The sequence below is a fragment of the Parabacteroides leei genome, from assembly GCF_023369805.1.
In the GTDB taxonomy this organism is placed as follows: domain Bacteria; phylum Bacteroidota; class Bacteroidia; order Bacteroidales; family Tannerellaceae; genus Parabacteroides; species Parabacteroides leei.
In genome coordinates this window covers 1-22,060 of sequence record NZ_JAMBQG010000019.1, presented here as the reverse complement: position 1 = coordinate 22,060, position 22,060 = coordinate 1, and the positions used below count along the sequence as shown (strand labels likewise).

The following is a 22,060-nucleotide window of genomic DNA, read 5'->3' as shown; positions in this document are numbered from 1 at the left end:
ATCATTGTACTCTGGAAAATGAATTTTCCTCGGAGTCATTCGCGATCAGCTGGGAGCTAAATTCAATTATCTGGGACTTCGTCGCAATTACCTCAGAGATGATCTCAAATCAAAAGAACGAACTCTCTCGCCATTCTCCATTTGATAAAGTATCCAGCCACTATTGTCTGCCTTTTCTTCCAAACGCCAGCTGAGTGCCGGGTTTTGCAACATCTTTTTGATGTAAGTAGGGAAAGCGTCGGCACGACGAGCTTCCTCCCAAGTACGGATGACGTTAAAGATGGCATACTTTTGCGGACAACTTTCCACGTCTTTCTGACCTATCTTGAACGCGTATGTACAACCATAACCGACAGCCGTAGCCTCGATATGTTCAAAATCTTCTACAGTAGATTTCTCCGTGATAGGGAAATTACCTCCAAATGACGACGGGAAGAAGTTGGCATAAGTAACATCGCGCAGGTCTTTCCCCTGGCTGGTCGTACTACCCCATACACGTTTCTTTACATCATAAATATTCAAACCACCTCCCACATTCCAAATACTCTGGTAATGCCAGGAACCTTCCGACAGGGTTGCTCCCGTAAAACGGATATCCGGCAAACCATAATCTTTTGCTTGTGCAAACATATTCCGGAAGAAACGTTTCACGGAATAAGAGCCGAATCCTGTATGGAAATAAAACTCTTGTCCATCGTAATCGAACATACCAAGTCCGCTATTCTTGCATATATCAGCATAATGACGCGCCAACTCGTCCTGCAATTCCAGGTTCGGGATCAATCCTGCGTATGCTCCTCCCACAGCCGGTTGAAGTTTATCTACAGCATTGCCTTTGGCATGGGCTACAGCCTCAGTTCCCCAATAACCGCGTGTCACTTTCATCAAGCGATACGGTTTCTCTTTGGTTACGCCTAAATAGTGAATCAACTCCTTACCGATCTTCACCATGTTCAATTCCTTACTATGCCCCTCCCAACAAGCGATCTCTTCCAGATGAGTCGGATCATCGATATAAACCAGCGTGTCAGTTTCATTCAAGTCGGCCGTCAAGAAACGACGATGCAAGATACAGATACTGTCCGATGGGACCGGGCTGCAATCCTTGGTACCAGGTGCCATGGAGTTGGATATAGAGGTACGTCCCAGAATCAAACCATCCTTCGCCAAAAGATCGGCATACTCACGGGTTGACAAATCCTTGTCCGTAAAATGATACCGTTTCTTTTCATGGTTCGGTCCGTCGATGAAACCGCCATTTCCCCTATCGGCATGCAAGAAAGGCTGGTCGTACGTATGAATCACTTTCAATCCCATCTGTTTGGCATACGAAGCGACACTATCCATCAGTCCGCCGTAGGTACATATATCCGGCATGAAGTTAGTAGGATCTTTTACCCACTTACCCTGGAAAGTAGGATAAGGCAATCCTTCATTCAACACGATATCCTGAATAACTTCCATCAAAGCCGTACTGTCGGGGCTACCCCACAAAGCGATGGACGAGCCGATGAAGTCCACTCCGGGCACATCCTGACGCATCATGTGGTTAGGTTCATTGTTTTGGAAGATAGGATTACCCTCCGGAGAATAGATCATCTTACCTTTCCGGCGGTCACGCGAATGATACCGGATATTGATTCGTCCGTTGCTATCGACAAAAGCCGTTGTCCCATATAAAATACGGAAGTACGGTTCCTTCCGGTTATAAAAAGCCACATCATTGATACCATCGCCCCCCATCGTAAACTGTAGCCCCTCATGCAAGGTAAGCGGCAGTGGATGATTTACAGGATCAGGCGTGTGGGCGATATACCCCGAAGGACCTGTTTCGGAAGTATAACGCGATTCTCCTCCAATCGTATTATCGTCCAATGCCAATGCGCCGATGGCATAACCTACTGCCGCCGACGTATCACGCGCCACTCCAATCATTTCACCTAGCAAATTGGTTATATTCGTATAGTAATTACCCCACTGTATACCGTCGATTCCATTACGGGGTTCCAGGCTTTCCAACTTCAGTTTGAAGTATTTTGTCTTCTCATCCAAAGCAACCGTTGCCACAGAGCCGTTCTCGTATTCCAACCGATACTTGCCTCCGCTGTAATGAGCCTTCTGCGGATAATAATAACGTTTCAGGTCTTCGTCATAAAGAGACAACAGGGGCGACGGTTGGTCCGCCGGACTGAAATTACGACTTTCGCGTGTCAAATTCCACATTCCTGTAATATACCCCCGGTTATCCACATCGATACCGAAACGGTCTGTTTTGAACGAACGGGATTCTCCCGTTCCGCAAGCAGACAACAATAAGGCCATTGCAGCCAATGATACTAAATTCTTCTTCATTATTATTATTTTAATTCATAAATTATCCATTGAAAACTATTTTTCCCATAGTCTAAAATATTATTTACTAATACCATATAGAGTTTCTATTTATTAGTAAAATGGAACCAGTTAAAATCGGCATATCCTCCTTGTCCGCCCTCTTTCGTCGTAAAGTTAAACAACGCAAAGCGGTTTCCTGTCCAAGGGAAACCTAACCCCATTTTCAATTCGTCACCAATCGGATAATAAGTTTTCCCGTCCAGGCTGTAATAAAAACGAGCCGTAAAATTTTTATCCATCACCCGTGCACGAAATCGAATTTTATCTGCTTGATTCAAATCGACCGACTCTACCACTTTATCCTGATTACTCATGACAATTTTACGTTGCATTCCCTCTTGTACAACAGCCACGTAAGCGTATGGCAACTGGAAAATACCCAATCCGGCCACATTGCCATCTTTCAAGCCTGTCAAATCAAGCTCCACCGAACCTTCCGACGATGGTCCCTGTACCCGTTGTGTCAACGTATTACGAGCCACTTTCAAGTTATCTGCCGGCAACGCTTTTAAGCGCATATAACCTTTGCGCTCAGTAAGCGACCAATTCGCATTATCCGGATTATGGTTCCACTGCCATTGCAGGCCCAGCTTCTTCCCAGTGAATTCATCCGAAGTAGCCGGAGCCGTCAGTCGTTGTTGTTTCTTTCCTACTTCCGGTTTCTGATAGGTAATTACATCTTTCCCTTCTGTCCCTAGCATCGGCCATCCATCAATCCACTTCACCGGCAACAAATGAGGCACACGCCCAATGGGACCGCGGTCTTGCATAATGATGAACCACCAGTCACCATTCTCCAGCTGCACCATTCCCCCTTGGTGTAATCCGTTCGGCGGATAAGATGTCGCATCTTCCACAATCACCTTATGTTCGTAAGGACCGTAAATATTTTTCGAACGAAGACAGACCTGCCAACCTTCCGTACCTCCTGCCGGACAAGTGATATAATACATACCATTTATTTTGTACATATGAGAGCCTTCCATTCCAAAATTCGGTCCCCAAGTCCTGCTATCCTTAAATCCTTTCTCCCAGATCTGTACCGGCTTCCCTTTAACCGACTTCACATCGGCATTCAATTCGGTAATAAACAACTTGTGTTGTCCATGTACCACATACACCTTTCTGTCATCATCGAAAAACAGCCCCGGATCATACAAGTACTCCGGGAATATCGTCCGTTCCCAAGGGCCTTCCACCTTATCGGCTATACAGATCGAGAAATGCCCTTCTTTATTTCCCCATCCTTTGGGCGTACAGAAACCGACGTAAAACTTATCGTTATGATGGCGGATGGTAGCCGCCCAAGAACCATTCATATACATCGTACCGCCTTGCATATCAAAGCGCGGGTCTTCATCATACCGTTCCAAGGCATATCCTGCCATTTCCCAGTTCACCAAATCTTTCGACACCGCAATCGGACAACCGGGCACATAATTCATACTGGTCGATACAAAATAAAACTTATCGTCCACCCGAACGACATCCGGATCGGGCCAATCGCCCCACATGATCGGATTCGTAAACGTTCCGTCTACGTTATCCGGAGTCCAGACTTGTTGCGCTTCTGCAACATAACTTGCCATCAACGACAAAGTGATGGCTAAACATAACTTCAAACTCATATATATCTTATTATTTTTTTACACGATACTCTATCGTCTTACCCGCTTTTACCTTTATCTTCTTCCAGTTTACAAAAGAGACGCTGGACAAAGGTTGAGTTGCTTCGGCTTCGCTCTCACTTAAAACGGATATTTCGGCGTCAAAAGGAGTGGTATTAGTGATCGACAATACCATCTCCCGGTCGTTGCCTTTGATGAGCTTGACATCGACATGGTCGAAGGCATAAAAGAGATTCTTCTCCGGACGGATGTAGATACCCGGCAACTCCATGGCCATCATACAACCGTTCAACTCAGTCCAACCATTGCCTCCGTCTCCATTTAGACGAGTACCTCTGAGTTCCACATCACAAAAGCCCAGACGTTCACAAATAAAACCGTTCGGAGTGATTCCTTCCACATATCCATGCCATACATCATGCATCAAGTCCGCATAACGTAAATCACTTGTCGCACGGAACAGACGGAACAACGCATCTGCCGAAGAGGTACAAAAGCCCGGTGCACTGTGCTTATTCTGCGTACTGGCCCATACGGCACCGGTCAGACGACCATCCACTTTGGCCAATTCAGTCTCCTTAGGCAACACATAGTCGTAAGAAATTACCCACGTTGAACATAAATCGGCAACATCCTGCGCCCTTTTCAACCAAACAGTTTTACGGGTCAGTTCATACAATAAATTGCATGAGGTCAGAAAAGCGACAGAAGTTTCCGAGTCGGCATTCTGAAGGATATCCCCACAACCTCCGGAAGTAAAACCAATCCGTGAAAACTCTTTATAATAAACATTCCCAATCTGTTCGGCAACAACCAGATACTCCGGTTTATCGTAATATTGCGATGCCAATGCCAGACCCGCCACGGCCATGGCACCGCTAGTCGAATTATAGACTTCGATGTCACCGGTTTCCACATTGATATAATTTCCCAGTTCGCCACATTTATTCCAGGTATTCACGAAAGCATCTGCCAATCGCATGATACTATTCTCCCACTCCGGATTGATTGCGTCGGCTTTATCCTGCGCTTTCAACAACATGAACTGTTTCACCATCCAGTACAACATATCTGCATTCTTACGAACCAAAGAGACCTCCGGCTTATCCCTTAATCCTCCCAAGACCTTACCGTCCGAGTTTAACAAATCATGGAAATACCCAGCTTTTCCCTGACCTTTCAACCCGAAGTCAAACGTGTTCTTCACTTTCTGCAAATGCTCCTCGTCGCCCAATGCCAACATGGGATAAGTATTCATCATCCCCCCGATCCATCCGAAAGAGATCCAATCGGCATTTTCCGGACGATAAAACTCCCAATCGTCACATTTCATATAGCGGCGGTCAATATTGGAGGTCATCAAACGCATCACCTCGCTGGCCGGTTTCAGGTTACGCGGATGATTCTCTCCGGTTTGTAATTTACGCACCTGATGGAAACGGTCCAGCACGGCAGGCACAGCCGGTGCATCGAAAGCAAACAAGCGGACCCGTATTTTCACCTCTTCCCCTTTTTGGAAAGAGAGGCCACGGTCACGACTCTCACTGAAACCGATAAACTCCAGCCTTTTTTCACGTACTCCGGGTGCACTGACCACCAGCGAAGCCAGAGAACGATCGGGACTTTCTTCTACAATTAAAGCATGGTCGTAAATCGTGCCATTCTGTTCTATTCCCTGATCGGTTAATAAAACATACCCCTTCTGCTGAGCACGTTCCAACCAAGCAATAGCCGGAGTAGCTGCATTATTTACAAGCACTTCCAACCGGGACGTCGCACCAAACTCTGGCGACAATTGAGGAATCGGGTTGGATGTCAATGCCAAATCCGGTCTTCTGTAATCCGTCTCGTCCAACCCTGTTGCATACTGACGGTTTACTATTCGTTGCCTATTACCATTATATACAACTGAAGGAATCATTACGTAATTGTCGCTGCTCCAGTTATAACGGTCGAAAGCAACTGCTACCCCTGCCGACTGCAAGGCCCGTTTCGCCTTGAATGTGTATTCATAGACATATTCCGTTCCATACGGAGATGCATGTCCATCCAAATCACCTGTCACACTCACCTCCCAATCGGAAGAGGCCGGTGTAATTTCTTCGCACTGTTTCAAGAGTGCTTTATCGTATGTACACTCCAACAAACGGATGTTGTTTGCAACGGGCTGTCCATCGGGCAACCATGACTTCCGGTTTTCCGCTCCTGTTTGGACGGAAACAATAGCACCGAGAGCTAATACTAACAGTTTGTATTTCATATTTATATTTTATTCAAATGTTCTTCGGCCATACCTTCCATTCTTGTACACCATCTTTTTTCACCTCTATCGGTCCCGGACAAGGATGCGCGGCATTCCGTTTGTTTCCCAAATAGTCCTTGTCAATGACAACGGGGCTATCATCCGGGTTCGTAAACGCCTGTTGGGGGATGATTGCTTTATCCAATGTTTCGGTAGCCACCAACCGGCATTGCGTATTTGTGATTCCTTCCCAGGGTACATCCATCTTCAAATACCACCCGTCGGCACGTTGTTCCAACCGAATAGCAGAATCAAAGCCGGAAGCATCCACAAAATCTTTTTCATGCATGTCGGGATGCGCCCCGTCAGTAAACAGGTTGCCTTTGTAACGGATGGGCAGCAGGCATTCGTCCCAGTTACCCAAAGAAGCCTTCCGGGCAAAATGGTTGTTGACCCATTGCAAGTCCCCCCCCATGTTACGGACATTGCCGATCGAAACCGTACCATGCGGTTCATAAAAGAAGGAATAACGACCACCGGCACAACGGTCCATACCGGCAGACACCTTGCCCGTCACCAGATTGTGCACACTAGCAATACCCTGTGACAAATTCAACGAAGTCCCTGACAATAGGATATTGTTAGCCACCAATATCGGACCGTGGCAAACCTCTACGAATATATCCTCCAGTACATTATTGTCGTGAAACAAATTGCCCGTCACCTGCATACCCTGCGAGCCCCAGTCGAGCCACAAACCACGTATGGAGTTATAGATATGGTTGTCTCTGATGATGGCATCTACGGCAAAGTGCAGCTTGATACCCGCCATCTCATCGCCTTCGAAAGTCTCGTCCACACAAATATCGTGAATCTCATTGCCCTCAATCACACTGAATGCGCCACCGCTACATCCCACGATACCCGCTTGTCCGCAATCGTAGATATGGTTGTTGCGTATGACATGGAACCCGGCATCCTCTTTATCCCAGGAAGCACTTTTGAAATAGTCCAGCAACTGCTGTTCGGTCTGTCCTCCGTCCGCTTCCGGATAAATGCGCGGAGGCAGGAAGCGGTAATGGTGGGAATGGCCATAAGTCGGCCTGCCCAATGAGATACCGGTACAACGGGAGTTGCGGATGATGTTATTTTCGATCACCCACCCTTTAGCCCATCGCGGGCCGATCAGGCCGGGTTGTTCGGCAGAGGGAGGAGCCCAGTTGGTGGCGGTATTCTCCAGGATAAATCCGCGGACGGTGATATAGTCTATCCCTGTCCTGTCCGGATAAAAGACTTGCGGCCGCACCGCAACCTGCACATCCGAACGATTGGGATTCACGCCCGCCGGGAACTGTGCCCAAATGGTCGTCTTCCCGTCTTCCGGCATTTCCGGAGCACGGACAACGAGGCATAAATTATGCTTTCCCTCCAATGAGCGTTTCATCGGTAAACGAAATTCAGCAAACTTCTCCCAGTCGCCCGTATTCGTCACCTGCGCCGTACCCAAACATTCACCGGCCGGCGAATCCACATGTAATTCCACCAACCCGCCTTTCGCCAGGGTGGCAGCTTGGAAGAGCAATGTATCCGTTCCCTTTCCGAAATCCACCTGGTCGAAATACATCTCAGAACCGTCTTCCAGATAACCGAAAGGCCAGCGGTTGACAATAGCGATACAGATAGCCGCATCCCCTCCTTTTACAGAAGCAGAGATAGAGGTTTTACGTTCCCCTCCCATCGGTTGTACCCATTCGAAGTTCATCAACACCGGGCCACCGTTGCCATCGGCTTCGGCATACCAATACGGTTGTTTGCCATCAAGCGGTTTTAGCACTTCATCCAACGAGAACGCTTCGCGGATACGTTTACCGTCGTGTAACACCATCCCGGTATGATTGGGTCTGCCTTTACCCCGATACCAGCTACCATAAATCTGTTCATCGAAAGGATTGCTCTCTCCGAAGAATGAATTGGGCAAGGTCAGTTTCCAGGTATTATGCAACACCTTTTTCCAGCCTTTTACCCGTTCCGAGCCGGTGATAACGACCTGCTCACCCTCAGCTGACTGATAAACAATCCGTTTCCCGTCCGACTCGCCCCCTCGGGGTGGGACGACCCGTTCCCGGTAAACACCTTCATGTACAGTTATCACATCCCCCGGCATCGCATTGTCGGCAGCCGCTTGGATGGTCCGCAACGGGGCCGACAAACTACCCACATTCGTATCCTTTCCTTTTACAGATACATGGTATTCCCTGGCAGACAATTGTCCGCACAAAAGAAATACCGCAATCAAACACACAATCTTATTCATCTTTTAAAACTCATTTGAATGTCACTTCTTGAACTTAACAAATATATCAACCGCCCCTTTTTCACAAAATAGCAAAAAACTGCCTTTTCAGTGGATTATTATTCCCTGCCGAACAGTGGAAAAGTAAGTCCCTAGACTGAGACGGTCTAAGTCTAGGGAACTTAGACCGTGTAAGTAAATCCCTGCTGCTTATTCGATGACCGGACGGTCATCGTCATCACCTCCTGGTACATCACCCACGTAAAGCAGGACCGGGAAAGTATATGTACGCGATTCCTTCACCAAGTTGTTACCAGCACTATACTGTGTCGTAAGGCTCAATTTGTATTCACCGTCAGCCAACGCCGGAAGCATGAATGTAACCTGCGACGGGTTGTTGTGTATCAACAAAGCCACTTTCTTGGCATCTCCCTCCGTTGGGGTAAGATAAATACCCACCGTCGGGTCGTCGCCTGCCACCTTGATGTTTGTCCCTGTAATGACCGCAGGTCCGGAAGAGGTCAACTGCAAATTCTTCTCACCCGTCGTAGTATCGACAATATCATTGATGATTGGTCCGGTAACGGCCGGTCGAGTTTCAACGATAACATTCTTCAACGTGTCGCGCAACAACTTACCCGGCGTATAAGAAACACCTAATTTATAGATAGCGGGATTGAACGGAGCTTTCTCGCAGTCGAACGACCCGCTGACATTCACCAGATACTAGCCGACCCCAGCCACCACACTTTTGCCTTCGGCGATGGCATTGACCTTCTCCTGGCCGGCAAGATCCAGGATGTTCACAATAGTTTCTTTGCGGTATTCGGTACGTTTAGCCACATAGTCACCTTTTACTTCCGTAATAGCGTTGTCATATAGGTTAACACTTAGTTTTATTTTTTCTGCAAAATAAAAAAGCATGCAGACAAATCTTTACAGATAGAATCTGCATGCTTTAGTGAATCAATTCAAATCAAACACTTATTTCAACGGGTCAAAAGTACCGCCCCATTCATTGTTTTGTTCTAATTTAGAATTACGATCGAGGTCATTTTTCTTGATCGGATAGAACCAGTGGTTATTATCCAGATTAAAACGCCACAACGCCTTATCGCCATCCACACATTCGATATAGTCGAAACGGAACATTTTGTTCACTTCCGGATCAAACATATCTTTCGACCAATCGAAATTGCCGGATGCCACTGTATTGTAATCATCAATAACCAGCCATAAGGATGAACGATATTTCATGTCGTTCAGGATGTCGAAACGTTTCCAACGACGCAAATCGCTCCAACGCTTACCTTCGTAAACCAACTCGATGTAACGTTCATTCATATAAGCTTCACGGATATCGCTTTGAGAAGTAGCCGTAATACCATAGTTACCGGCTGTGTTTTCTATACCGGCACGTTTACGGACATCATATAATACCTGCAACGCTTCAGCACTCTTTCCTAATTCATTGGCACATTCGCCATAATTCATCAGCACTTCAGTGAAACGGATTTCAATCCAGTCGACATCTGCTTCATACACTTTAGAGGCATTGACATCATAATCCAAACCTTTCCGTTGATAGAAATTAGAACTAACTCCTGTACCCTTACCAATTTCATCCATAAAAATAGAGGCATAAGCACCATCATCCATCACCCTCCAAGCATTCCAATACTTTTTACCACCAGTAAGAATATCGTCACAAGGATATTCAGTACCCGGGCAAAATACAGCCTGATGGAAACGCGGATCGCGGTTATTATAAAATTCGTCGACGAACTTGTGGTTATAATCCGGATCAGCCAAACGATTTACATCCAACTCCAACGGTGTTCCATCGGCTTTCGGGAAAGCCATCAACAACGGCAAGATAGCCTGGTTCTGTTCAGCCATATCCTTTGTAAGAGGCAACGGACGGATATTCTTCTGATCCAGATAATGATCCGGTCCATAGAACTGGTTCACCATAATCACCTCACAATTTTGCTCATCATACCAAATATCAGCATATTTGCCTTGATACAAGCCTTTACCTACACTTTGCAAGAAATCGACCGCATCTTTGTTTGCCTTATATGCCTGTTCCCAACGAGCCTGATCGTGGTTCGGATTGAACAACGGGCTGGCGTATGCCAATAGGATACGACCTTTCAATGCCATTGCCGCCCCTTTATCGATACGACCGTAATTGGCATCATCCCAAGTATCGGGCAACAATGCAATCGCTTCATCCAAATCCTTTAGGATCTGAGCCATACACTCGCTCGTTGAATTACGAGGGAGTAACAAAGAATTAACATCCGACACATCCTGAATTTCGAGGATCAAAGGGACACCACCCAACGTGAAAACCTTTCCCCAATAATCCCAGGCACGCCAGAACAGGGCTTGTCCACGTAACTGGTCGTTTTCTTCTTTTGTCAGCACAGCTTGGTCGACCGTCGCCAAATTAGTCAGGAAGAAATTGATCTTATCGATATTACCATAACCTAGTCCCTGTCCGTGGTTATCCACTGAATATTCACCACGCACATACTGGTCCATTTCCGTCACCCCATTCATACCTTCGTCCGTATTGTTTGACGCAATCGGCCACCCCGGCATCATGTTACCATAAATATTCGCTAAAAATGCATCAATCATCTCCGGGTTGTTCCACACGCCATCCGGAGTGATCGATCCTTTATTTTCGTAATCCAGGCTACATCCATACATCAAAAAGACAGAAAGCAGACCTGCTAATAATTTGATTCGTTTCATTGTTTACTTCAGATTTAAAATTTCACATCAATACCAAAGTTGAATGACCGCATAATCGGATAAGCATTACCATTATCCAATTCCGGATCATAATATTTGAAGTTACTCCATACAAAGAGATTCGATCCGGTCACAAACAATCTGACATTATCAAACAGTTTATTATAGAACTGGTTCTTCGGCAAGTCATAACTCAATGTAATGTATTTCAGGCGCATAAAATTGGTCTTTTTCAACCAGAACTGACTGTCATCATTCCGATACGAACTCGGAGCATTGGCACTTACCTGTTTCGGGAGCATGGCATTCGGATTTTCGGGCGTCCAGCTATTGTCGTACCACTCATTCCACACACGATTCCATTCCACATTACCAGCCAGATCACGGAATGAACGGTCTTTACCCAATTCACCCGAGAACATCATATCCAAACTCAAGCCTTTCCAACTACCACCCAAGTTCAAACCATACTGAACAGGGAAGTTCTTGTTACGCAATACGACACGGTCCCAGCTATCAACAACGCCATCGGGTTTTCCGTCCGGACCGGTATGGTCTTTATAAACCATCATACCTAATTCAGGCTTCATCCCTTGGAATGAATAATTCGGATGCTCTGCGTTGAAAGCGTCCAACTCTTCTTGTGTACGAATGATACGGTCAAAATCATACCCGATCCAACGAGTTGTGGACGTACCAATAGGAACGTCAATCCATTGAGCATTTTCAGCGTAGTCTTTATATTTGATTTCGTTCCAACCATAAGATACAGTCAAATTACCATGATAGTCGAAGTCACGAGTATTTCCTTTATAACCCAATTGGAAATCTACACCCTGCGCATTCATCTTACCATAGTTTTCAGCAGGCATATCACGACTGAAAGTAGTAGGCAATGTAGCCTGGCGGTTATCCAAGATATCGTAAGACTTACGGAACCAGTAATCGGCACTCAAATTCCAATGATCTAAGAAGCTCATATCCAAACCAACATTGTAGTTCAAGGCCTTTTCCCATGTCAAATTCGGATTGACCACACTACCGTAACTCATACCTGCCACTTTGGATGGGTTCTTACCGAAATAAGCATTCTTGATATCATCACCCGAACTTTTATAGGATTCTTGCCATTGCCATCCACCGACAGAGTCATCACCGGTCAGACCGACAGAACCACGAATCTTCATAAACTGAATCCATTTCTTATTAAAGAAGCTTTCTTCAGACAATACCCAACCTGCAGATCCGGCAGGGAAGAACCCCCAGCGCTGAGACGGGGCAAAATTCATAGATCCGTCCTCACGGAAAGAGAATCCTAACAAATATTTGTTGGCATACGAATAGCTGAACTGCCCTACATAAGACATACGCCCGTTCTTTGAAGAAACATCTCCACCACCGGATGTAAACTCACGAGAACTAGCAAAAGCCCAAAATTGATCCGTCTGATAGAACGGGAATGTTTCACGGAACCCATATACACTATCGTTAAAACCTTCTGACCACTCTGTCAACAATACCGCAGCCACATTGTGTACTTCGTTGAATGTATTGGCATAATTCAAATAGAAGTTCAACTGTTGTGTGTCTCCCCATTTAGAATCTTTGCGTAAATAGTCTCTGCCATATTGACTAGACCGTTTAACACCAACAATATCCTCATCTCGTGTAGACATAATACGTCCGTTAGCACCAGTATGTTTGGTAATATACATATCATAGTTGGTATAATATCCGTTTACCGTATTATGCGTCCAGGTTTTATTGTATTGGATACTTGCACTCAAACCTTTCAAAAATGGCATTTTATATGTTCCTTTTACAGTAAATGTCGGATTTAGTCGTTTATCATGACGATATCCGTCATCCCCCAATACACGAGCACCCACATTGGCAATCCAACCATAATCCACAAATTTACCACTATCCGTAAACACAGGTTGTTCCGGTTGCCAGATACGTAATTTTCCATACGTATCGTATGCCCAATCAGTACCGTCACTGGCAATACGCCCGATCTTGTCATTTGTCAATGAGAAACCTGTATACAATTCAAAATCATCGGTCACATCGGCCGTCACATTCATACGTATATTATATTTATCGTATGTAAGCGGAGCCAGGAACCCTTCTTGTTTCATATAGGAAGCCGCACCGAAGTAATGAATCCGGTCATTACCACCCGAGATGTTAATATTGTGCGTCTGAGTGGTCGGATTCTGATACACTTCATCCAATTGGTTATATCCATAACCGTTATTGATGGACCTCATATGGTCGATTTCCTCTTCCGTCCATTTTTGGGGAGATTCAGGATTGACACGGTTATAGATCAAAGCTGTTTGTACACCATCCGTCACATCGTAACTCTTTGTACGTGTATCAACTGAAAAACCATATGAATAGTTGATAGTCGGTTTACCGATCTTACCTTTTTTGGTCGTTACGATAACAACGCCACCGGAAGAACGTGATCCGTAAATGGCAGCCGAAGCAGCATCTTTCAAAACAGAAACATCTTCAATTTCATTCGCGCTCATCGCATTGAAAGACGTAGCATCCCTGACGACACCATCAATAACATAAGTTACCGGCTGCGGATTATCTTTTTCCTCCTTCCAGGAAGAAATGGTACGAATTTGCAATTTCGGATTTGTACCCGGAAGTCCGTTTTTAGAAGAGATATTGACACCCGCCATTTTTCCTGCCAGCAAGTTTGCAGCCGAGGCTGTCGGAATGGTTGTCAGGTTTTCTTCCATCTTCATACTAGAGACAGCTCCTGTCAACGATGTTTTTTTCTGTGTCAAATAACCGACCACTACAACCTCATCCAACAACTCCGTATCATTCGCCATCGTTATCTTGAATGCATTTTTCCCTTTTACCGGAACTTCCATACTTTTAAAACCGACAAAAGAGACAAGCAGAGTTGAATTATTATCTACATTCAATGTAAACTTACCATCGATATCGGATATCGTACCATTATCTGTAGTTCCTTTTTCCACAATATTAGCTCCAATTACCGGTTCACCGTTCGGATCAAAAATTACACCGGAAATTGTTTTTTTATTCTGGTTTACTACTGTTGTTATAACAGAAGTTTCTTTTGGCTTATAAATAGATATTGTTCCATTTTCAACATCATACTTAACATCCATTCCTTCAAAAACATCAGTCAGGACTCGATTTAAAGTTTCATCCGTCACATTTACCGTAACCTTCTGTTTGATATCAATATCATTATTACGTACCAGAATTGAATAACCTGTTTGTTGTTCTATGTCATCAAGAACTTTACTGATAGGTGCATTTTTGTAATGTACAGTAACTTTTACACTTTGTAATGCCGTATTGGCATATACAGAAGTCGAGATTACCCCCATCGCCAAAAATAAACCCAATTGTTTAATTGAGAAATACTTTCTTTTCATACTTTTGTAACGACTTTGTTAGTTAACAACTAATTAATTCAAAAAATCATCTAATGAATCGGAGAGAAGTGCCAACCATCTCCGATTCTTTTTTAACCGGTGTTTTCCATAAATACTCTTTTAAAGTTAAACATCATATTTTAATCGCAGTTTCATCTATCCTTTAACATTATTACGTTTCCACTCTGTTCAAAACGATATTTCTTATCCACGTCGATAAAGTTGAATACTTCCTGAAGTGACATGGTCAGGTTGATACTTCCGGTGAAATACTCATCTGCTGCTTTTTTACTCTCTACATGGATCTTTATATTATATTTCCGCTCTATATCTTTCAATATATCAAGGAAAGAAGCATTCACAAAACTCAACCGCCCCGTCGTCCATAAAGATGATTTACGCGACTCAGTCGTTTCGCTGTACAAGGTACCCGTTTCACGATTATATATCGCTTTTTCATCAGGTTTCAAACGAACTTGTTTATTATTAGCCAATACATCTACCCCACCATTGATCAGTGCCACTTCTGTCTCCGAGTCTTCCGGATACGAACGAAGATTAAATGTCGTTCCGGTCACTTTCACCTGCATACCACCTGCATAGACTTGAAAAACTTTTTCGACATTTTTAGCCACTTCAAAATAGCCCTCACCTACCAAATGAACGTTTCGCTCTTTCTTCCCGTATGATAACGGATACTTCAAGACAGAGCCGGAATTAAGGACTACCGTTGAACCGTCCGGTAGAATCACTTTGGTTTGCGAACCCAAAGGAACCGTCATTTCATTATATAACTGCTCGCCTGATTCATCCAATTCATTGTATGTAAAAATAGAACCGATGGAAACAGAAACCATCAATAAAAGGACTGCTGCAACGTTTCGTGCATAGATAAACCATCGGCGCCGTAAAGTAGCTCCGGACGTTATATGTAACCTTTCTTTCAAATGGGCATATCTGGTTTCTTTCTGAGATTCGAAGGCGGGAACATGAAGAAGTGCATACAACTTTACCATCTCGTTGTACCGTTCTCTGTATAAATCAGATCCCTCTACCAAAGCGAACAAAGAAACCTTCTCATCGTCTGTTATGGAACCTGAAATATAGTTACTCATTAGTTCCTCAAATAATATATCTTTATCTTGCATATACTGCTAAATTTTCCGGTTGTTTAGAATTAATACACACCTCAACCGGAAAACATTTAGATAAAATCAAACTTTTTTTGATTTTAATAAAAGAAAAGAAATAGAAGATGTTTTAATGCCGGTTTTAAACGATCTGTTGCGTTCTTTAACTGAACACGTACTGTACTGACAGTCAACCCCATATCATTGGCAATAACATCAACTTCCTTGCCTGCATAAAAATACTCTTCAAAGACTTGCCGACATTTCAAAGGTAATTGATTTACTGCCAAACGTATCTCTTCTTCCGTCTGGCGCATTTCCACATATTGTAGCGGAACCGGTGTTGATTGGATATAATTTTCCTGAAAAGCCAACATTTGGTCTTTATGTTCATCCAAAACACTTTGTTGCGCTCTTTGCATTCGTATGTAATTGAGACACCCGTTCTGGACAGAACGGACTAAATAATAATGTATAGGATAAGATAAGGTTTGTCTCTTATTCCATATATTGACAAAAACATCATTTACAATTTCAGCGCTACTGTTTTTATCCAATAGATAACATAAAGCAACAGCATTCAAATAGCTATAATAAGCACTATACAACTCGGAAAATGCTTTTTCCGAGCCGTTTCTAATCTGCTCAATTACCTCTTTATTTATATGGTTTATGTTCATAAAATACCCCTGCAACTTTTTCCAATAAATATTAGTTCATGAAGAACTATGGAATAGTTAGCGTACTATTCTTATTGAAATCAAAGGATAATGTGATAAAGAAGATAATGTGATTTTTTTTATAAAAAAAACGAAAGTGCTGATTCTTATTTATATACAAAACAGAAGCGGACATAGTTCTTCATGGACTCGTTCTTTTGGGGAATTAAATCTCCGCTTTATGCAGCAAATATAATATTTATTCACTTCTTTTGAACAGAATTTACTGAATAAAAACAAAAGGGAAGCTTCCTCACGGAAACCTCCCTCCCTCTTGGTGTGTCCATCAATTATGTTTAAAATAGGATCTAAAATCCAACTGTAATATTATAAGGTGATTGGTGTTCCGTTATAGAAGTCCAGTATCTTGGCCCGGAAGATAAAGTTATACTTCGATTGCGTTTGTTCGGCAAGGCTTTGTGCATATTTGGTTTTCGCTTCGCTATATTCGAAAACAGTGCTCTTGCCTGCTCCATAACGTTCTTCCGCATAAGAAAATGCTATTTTACTCGCATCGACCGATTTGTCGGATGACACATATTTCTCCTGTGCCGCTGTGGCATTGTAATAGGCCTGCTGGATCTCTTTATAAAGTGTCTTTTTTGTGTTCTCCATCATCAACTCACGATTATGGATAGCGATTCGGGCAGAGCGAACACTGTTACGCACCTGAAAACGGTTAAAGATCGGAATGCTCAAACTGAAACCGATCGATTTCTGTCCGTTATTCTTCAATTGATCACTAAAAGGAGCATTATTATAATCGCCGTCACCGAAGTTATGATAGTAACCGTTGCTGTAACCTGCACTGAAATTCAGTTTGGGATAAAAACCAGCCTGAGCCACCTTCAGCATTTTCTTCTGGCTTTCAAGCAAGTATTCCTGTTCCTTGACCTGCGGTTTGACACCGACTGCATAGTCGTACACCTGATCCGGTGGAATAATGCTGCTCATATATTGTTCAACTGCATCACCGGTTTCAGGTTCAAGCACGTCGAAGTTTTCGCCATCACGTTCCAGTTCAAGCGTTTGAGTCAGATCGAGCAATGCCAGTTTTACGTTATTTTTCGATTCGGTCAGTGTGACCTCGTCTTTTGCCAACTGCGCTTTCATATCGTAAAGTTGCGAAACGGGGACTTTTCCTGCATTATAAAGTGCTTCCGTCTTTGTTACCTGTTCCGAACTAAGTGCGACCTGCAATTCGGCGATCTTCAACATTTCCTTATTATAAAGTACTTGCAGATAATAGGAAGCCACATTTATAGAGAGATCTTCCTTCGCTTTATTCAGTGTCTCAATAGATGCTTTCAGGTCCAGCTTGCGTGCTGCAATATCGTTAGGGATCTTAAAACCATCGAACACAGGCATACTCAATTGAATATTAGCAGACGTATTTGCCGAGTTACGGTCTACAATCAGACCGTCCTTCGATTCAGAACGACCAAAACCGAAGTTCTCCCCGATGCTGGCATTCAGGCTGGGCAACCAGCTATACTTACTGGTATGCAACGTTACTTCCTGGTTTTGCCGTTCCAGTTCTTTCTGCTTCAGGTCGATATTATTTTCAATAGCGTAACGGATACATTCCTCCAGCGACCACTGCTTAGGTGCCTCCTGTGCTCCCGCAGGGAGACAGAAAAGGAAAGAAGCCAGCGCTACGGATGATATTAGTTGTTTCATAGCTTATTCGTTTAAATTTTATTTCTTATCCGGAGCAACAATACCGCCACGAATCTTATCATTTTCTGCCAAACCATCCTTTACTTCGATCTTGATACCGTCAGACAGGCCGACTGTTACAGGACGTTTCTCAAACAGTTGTTCCGGTTTCTCCTGCGTCACGATCTGCACGAAAGTAGAATCGCCGCTGAACTCCACGCAGCTTTCAGGAACAGTAATTACATCTGTCGCACGTTTCAACACAATCTCGGCATTGGCACTGTAACCGGCACGGATAAAGGCATCTTCGGGCATCTGTACGGCAGCTTTAATTTCGAACATCACGGCGCCGTTCTCTTCCACACCCTTCGGAGCCACGTATTCCAATACGGCATCAAACGTACGACTATCCAGTGCACCGACAGTCAATTTGATCGGCATTCCTTCATGGATACGGCCTACTTCCGTTTCATCCACTTTTCCCCGGAAAATCATATTGTTCATATCGGCTACAGATGCAATCGTCGTACCATCGTTGAAGGTATTCGACTGGATCACGGAGTTACCCACCTTGATAGGTACATCCAGAATCATACCGGTGATGGTAGAGCGAACCTGCGTCGTACTGGAAGCTGCAGACCTGCGGGAAATACCTTCACGGATAATTTCCAATGCATCCTGTGCATTTTCAGCTTCTTCCTGTGCTTTTTTATAGTTGGACAAAGATGTTTCATAATCTTCTTTCGCGATAACTCCCTGCTTATGCAGTTCTTCATCCCGTTTATAGGTGGCTGTGATCTGTTCCAGATTGATCTTAGCCACACGCACACGCGATTCGGCACTGTTTAACTGAACCATTTCCGGGATCACCTTGATTCTTGCAATGATCTCGCCTTCTTTCACCATCTGACCGGCTTCTTTCAGCAATTCGGAAATAATACCCGACATCTGAGGTTTGATAAGAACTTCGTCGCGAGGTTCCACCTTTCCGGTTGCTACGGTTTTCGTTTCCACGGAGTCGCGCTTGGGCGTTACTACTTCATAAACAGTAATAACAGGTTGTGATTTTTTCCACAAGAAGTAGAAAGTGCCGATCACGGCGGCTCCCACCAATACTAAAAAGATGATTCGCAGGACTTTCTTTACGATACGATTCTTCATGATTTATCTTATTTTCAATTTTCAACTTTCAATTATATTCATTCTTCTCTGATTGCATCAATAGCTTTAATCTGCATGGCTCGCCAGGCGGGAATCAATCCTGCCATCAGGCCACTGATAAGTAACACGAATGTAGCGACAACTGCAGTTCCGATATGAATCTCCGGGTTACTGAAGAAAGTGCCGTTATTAGCCTCTTGCCCGCTGCTTGCCAGCATCCTGTTCACCACATCGAGCAGGAATACCCCACAACTCAGTCCCATTAATCCGGCCAAAGCCGTAAGCAACAAACTCTCGCTCATAATCTGGGAAATGATATCGAACGGTTTGGCTCCGATAGCACGTCGTACACCGATCTCTCGGGTTCGTTCCCGGACAGTCACCATCATAATATTACTAACTCCGATGATGCCGGCCAACAGCGTTCCCATCCCCACCAGCCATACAAGAATATTGATCCCGGTAAAAAGCATATCGAATGTCTCGAACTGCTTGGCTATCGTAAAACTGCTAACAGCCTGCGGGTCGGTCGGTGAAATCTCGTTCTGCATTTTCAGCACCATCGTAATATCATCCACCATCTCCTGACAATTATACCCATCCTCTGCCGTAGCACACAGGAACCAGAACTTATCTCCCTGGTTAGCCACCTGCTGCAAGGTTGTAAAAGGGGTCATAATACTTTCTTCCGTACGTCCGCCAATCTGTACGCGCGGTTTGGGCTTTACCACACCGACAACCTGATAATAAATACCGTTTACACGGATATACTGGCCAATCGGATCTTCGCCCGGAGAAAATAATACTTCACGGACAATACTTCCGATCACACAAACCTTACGCTTTTCCAATACATCTATCTCATTCAGCAAACGGCCTTCCAGCACATGCTGCGTTTCAATCTGAAAATATTCTGAGTGCACACCACGTACATTATATGTACCCGCCTTCTGTCCTCTCACCACATTATTCTGTCCGCCCCACGACATGGCCATCGGCGAGAGGTAGCGAACCCCTTTCACACGCTGACGGATCGTTTCCAGGTCACGGTTACGCATCTGCCAATAACGTCCTTTCTTATATCCTTTAAACGCTTCGCCGGTACGCTCGGAAAAGAAGAAAGCAGAGTTTGTTGCAAAACCGTCCACTCCCATCAATACCCCATTCTTAAACCCTGTACCGGAACCCAGCAGGATAACGAGCATCAGAATTCCCCAGAACACACCGAACCAGGTCAGAAAACTTCTGGTCTTGTTGCGGGTGATTGTCACCCATATCTCCACCCAACGGTCTATATCGAACATATCTTTCTGTTTTTATTCGTTTCTCATGGCCTCGATAGCCGTAATTTTCACTGCCTTACGCGCCGGGAAATAACCAGCCAACACACCCGCTGCAATAATCAAAAGGGTAGCAGACAAGGCGACACTCAGACTTACTGTCGGATTCAGGAATATACTCATATCATCATTCGACGAGGCTTGTCCCATACTATTACTCTCCATTACGGCATTGATGGCTTCCGTCAGTCCTACCCCGGTTATCATCCCAATATAACCGAACACTGCCGTTATCAGGATAGACTCCACAATGATCAGTTTCAGAATGGAGAACGGAGTGGCACCGATCGCTTTACGAATACCGAACTCACGGGTTCTTTCCCGTACAGTGATCAACATGATATTGCTTACTCCCACGATACCGGCAGCCAGTGTACCTATACCGATAATCCAGATAAACAAGGTAATACCGTTCAGCATACCGTTAAACATGGCAAAATCTTCAATCGTACTCCACATACCGATCGCCCGCAGATCCTCCGGGTCAAAATAATGTCGTTTTCCCATCTGCTGACGGAAACGTTTCTCAAAGGCTTCATATTCTTCTTTGGTACTGACTCCATTCAGAGAGAAGATAATATTATCCAGGCCATAGCCCGAACGATACAATTGCTGTGCGGTAGAAAAGGGGATATAGGCCGGAGCATTGTTGTTATTATCCTCATCGGTATAGATACCGATTACCTGATAAGCAATATCACTGGCATTTACATATTTTCCTAACGGATCCTCTCCCCTGAAAAGGACTTCCTTCATTCGCGGACTGATAACGATCACCTTCCTCTTTTGCAAGACATCCACTTCATTAATAAAACGTCCGTTGCCTACCGTCATCGTGATCTTGTCGATTATAGCCTTGTCCGGATGGACTCCCTGCAACGAATAAGTATTATATTCCTCTTTATATGAAAGCGTATCGCTTTGATAAAGAATGCCCGATACCAGGTTCACTTCCGGATTCTGTTGTCTCAGTGCCACCAGGTCATCGTCCTTATACTTGATCCGTCGGTTTGTCTGCATTCCCTTATAAGGTTTGCTGGCAAAGCGAGGCCATGTCTCCACACGGTTTCCCGCCCAGCGGTCGAAGTTTTTCATAATACCGTTCTTCATCCCGTTACCTGCTCCCAGCAGGACGATCAGCATAAAAATCCCCCATGCTACGGAAAAGTGAAGTGACCCCGAAAAGTTGGACAAGTTATCTACTATATATTTTGATAAAGAGTTCGGTACTGCACCGGACTCTTTCCATTTAATCTGATTTTAATTCTTTTATTGTTATAATAGTCTATATATT

The 22,060-nt window shown here is 44.4% G+C and carries 14 protein-coding genes and 1 pseudogene; all 15 read right to left on the bottom strand.

Features of this window, described 5'->3' with window-relative positions; all coding sequences use genetic code 11:
• Positions 1-87: 87 nt before the first annotated feature.
• A complete protein-coding gene (locus tag M1P97_RS21230; protein WP_249390123.1) occupies positions 88-2,352 on the bottom strand; it encodes a hypothetical protein in 2,265 nt (754 codons plus the stop codon).
• Between the two features lie 86 nt (positions 2,353-2,438).
• Positions 2,439-3,983, bottom strand: coding sequence for a glycoside hydrolase family 43 protein (locus tag M1P97_RS21225; RefSeq protein ID WP_394803937.1), 1,545 nt, complete (start codon positions 3,981-3,983; stop codon positions 2,439-2,441).
• 49 nt (positions 3,984-4,032) lie between these two features.
• Positions 4,033-6,282, bottom strand: a complete 2,250-nt coding sequence (locus tag M1P97_RS21220) for a hypothetical protein (protein WP_249390121.1) — start codon at positions 6,280-6,282, stop codon at positions 4,033-4,035.
• A 13-nt stretch (positions 6,283-6,295) separates the two neighbouring features.
• The gene (locus tag M1P97_RS21215) at positions 6,296-8,578 is read right to left on the bottom strand and encodes a carbohydrate-binding protein (RefSeq protein WP_249390120.1); all 2,283 of its coding nucleotides are present in this window, start codon (positions 8,576-8,578) and stop codon (positions 6,296-6,298) included.
• A gap of 189 nt (positions 8,579-8,767) precedes the next feature.
• Positions 8,768-9,277 carry a DUF4469 domain-containing protein gene (locus tag M1P97_RS21210; RefSeq protein ID WP_249390119.1) on the bottom strand — a complete coding sequence of 170 codons (510 nt, stop codon included), beginning with the start codon at positions 9,275-9,277 and terminating at the stop codon, positions 8,768-8,770.
• 6 nt (positions 9,278-9,283) lie between these two features.
• Positions 9,284-9,481 carry a DNA-binding domain-containing protein gene (locus M1P97_RS21205; RefSeq protein WP_229058360.1) on the bottom strand — a complete coding sequence of 66 codons (198 nt, stop codon included), beginning with the start codon at positions 9,479-9,481 and terminating at the stop codon, positions 9,284-9,286.
• Between the two features lie 60 nt (positions 9,482-9,541).
• Positions 9,542-11,323, bottom strand: a complete 1,782-nt coding sequence (locus M1P97_RS21200; RefSeq protein WP_195370914.1) for a RagB/SusD family nutrient uptake outer membrane protein — start codon at positions 11,321-11,323, stop codon at positions 9,542-9,544.
• Between the two features lie 14 nt (positions 11,324-11,337).
• Positions 11,338-14,757 (bottom strand): TonB-dependent receptor, encoded by a 3,420-nt coding sequence (locus M1P97_RS21195; protein ID WP_195370911.1) that lies wholly within the window; start codon positions 14,755-14,757, stop codon positions 11,338-11,340.
• Positions 14,758-14,909: 152 nt separating this feature from the next.
• Positions 14,910-15,905, bottom strand: a complete 996-nt coding sequence (locus tag M1P97_RS21190) for a FecR family protein (RefSeq protein WP_249390118.1) — start codon at positions 15,903-15,905, stop codon at positions 14,910-14,912.
• 83 nt (positions 15,906-15,988) lie between these two features.
• Positions 15,989-16,567 (bottom strand): RNA polymerase sigma-70 factor, encoded by a 579-nt coding sequence (locus tag M1P97_RS21185; RefSeq protein ID WP_195370907.1) that lies wholly within the window; start codon positions 16,565-16,567, stop codon positions 15,989-15,991.
• A 366-nt stretch (positions 16,568-16,933) separates the two neighbouring features.
• The gene (locus M1P97_RS21180; protein WP_195370905.1) at positions 16,934-18,286 is read right to left on the bottom strand and encodes a TolC family protein; all 1,353 of its coding nucleotides are present in this window, start codon (positions 18,284-18,286) and stop codon (positions 16,934-16,936) included.
• Between the two features lie 18 nt (positions 18,287-18,304).
• A complete protein-coding gene (locus M1P97_RS21175) occupies positions 18,305-19,426 on the bottom strand; it encodes an efflux RND transporter periplasmic adaptor subunit (protein ID WP_249390117.1) in 1,122 nt (373 codons plus the stop codon).
• A 38-nt stretch (positions 19,427-19,464) separates the two neighbouring features.
• Entirely contained in the window at positions 19,465-20,730 is a 1,266-nt protein-coding gene (locus tag M1P97_RS21170; protein WP_249390116.1) for an ABC transporter permease, read from the bottom strand.
• A 12-nt stretch (positions 20,731-20,742) separates the two neighbouring features.
• A pseudogene (locus tag M1P97_RS21165) lies at positions 20,743-21,933 on the bottom strand (ABC transporter permease); the annotation flags it as partial.
• Between the two features lie 35 nt (positions 21,934-21,968).
• Positions 21,969-22,060, bottom strand: a 92-nt coding sequence (locus M1P97_RS21160; protein ID WP_249390155.1) for an IS3 family transposase, incomplete at its 5' end; no start/stop codon positions are given.

Excerpts from the sequence above, each read along its gene's own strand:
- M1P97_RS21215 (WP_249390120.1), bottom strand. The coding sequence starts at position 8,578 with ATGAATAAGATTGTGTGTTTGATTGCGGTATTTCTTTTGTGCGGACAA.
- M1P97_RS21185 (WP_195370907.1), bottom strand. The coding sequence starts at position 16,567 with ATGAACATAAACCATATAAATAAAGAGGTAATTGAGCAGATTAGAAAC.
- M1P97_RS21195 (WP_195370911.1), bottom strand. The coding sequence starts at position 14,757 with ATGAAAAGAAAGTATTTCTCAATTAAACAATTGGGTTTATTTTTGGCG.
- M1P97_RS21200 (WP_195370914.1), bottom strand. The coding sequence starts at position 11,323 with ATGAAACGAATCAAATTATTAGCAGGTCTGCTTTCTGTCTTTTTGATG.
- M1P97_RS21230 (WP_249390123.1), bottom strand. The coding sequence starts at position 2,352 with ATGAAGAAGAATTTAGTATCATTGGCTGCAATGGCCTTATTGTTGTCT.
- M1P97_RS21225 (WP_394803937.1), bottom strand. The coding sequence starts at position 3,983 with ATGGCAAGTTATGTTGCAGAAGCGCAACAAGTCTGGACTCCGGATAAC.
- M1P97_RS21180 (WP_195370905.1), bottom strand. The coding sequence starts at position 18,286 with ATGAAACAACTAATATCATCCGTAGCGCTGGCTTCTTTCCTTTTCTGT.
- M1P97_RS21175 (WP_249390117.1), bottom strand. The coding sequence starts at position 19,426 with ATGAAGAATCGTATCGTAAAGAAAGTCCTGCGAATCATCTTTTTAGTA.
- M1P97_RS21220 (WP_249390121.1), bottom strand. The coding sequence starts at position 6,282 with ATGAAATACAAACTGTTAGTATTAGCTCTCGGTGCTATTGTTTCCGTC.
- M1P97_RS21205 (WP_229058360.1), bottom strand. The coding sequence starts at position 9,481 with ATGCTTTTTTATTTTGCAGAAAAAATAAAACTAAGTGTTAACCTATAT.
- M1P97_RS21170 (WP_249390116.1), bottom strand. The coding sequence starts at position 20,730 with ATGTTCGATATAGACCGTTGGGTGGAGATATGGGTGACAATCACCCGC.
- M1P97_RS21190 (WP_249390118.1), bottom strand. The coding sequence starts at position 15,905 with ATGCAAGATAAAGATATATTATTTGAGGAACTAATGAGTAACTATATT.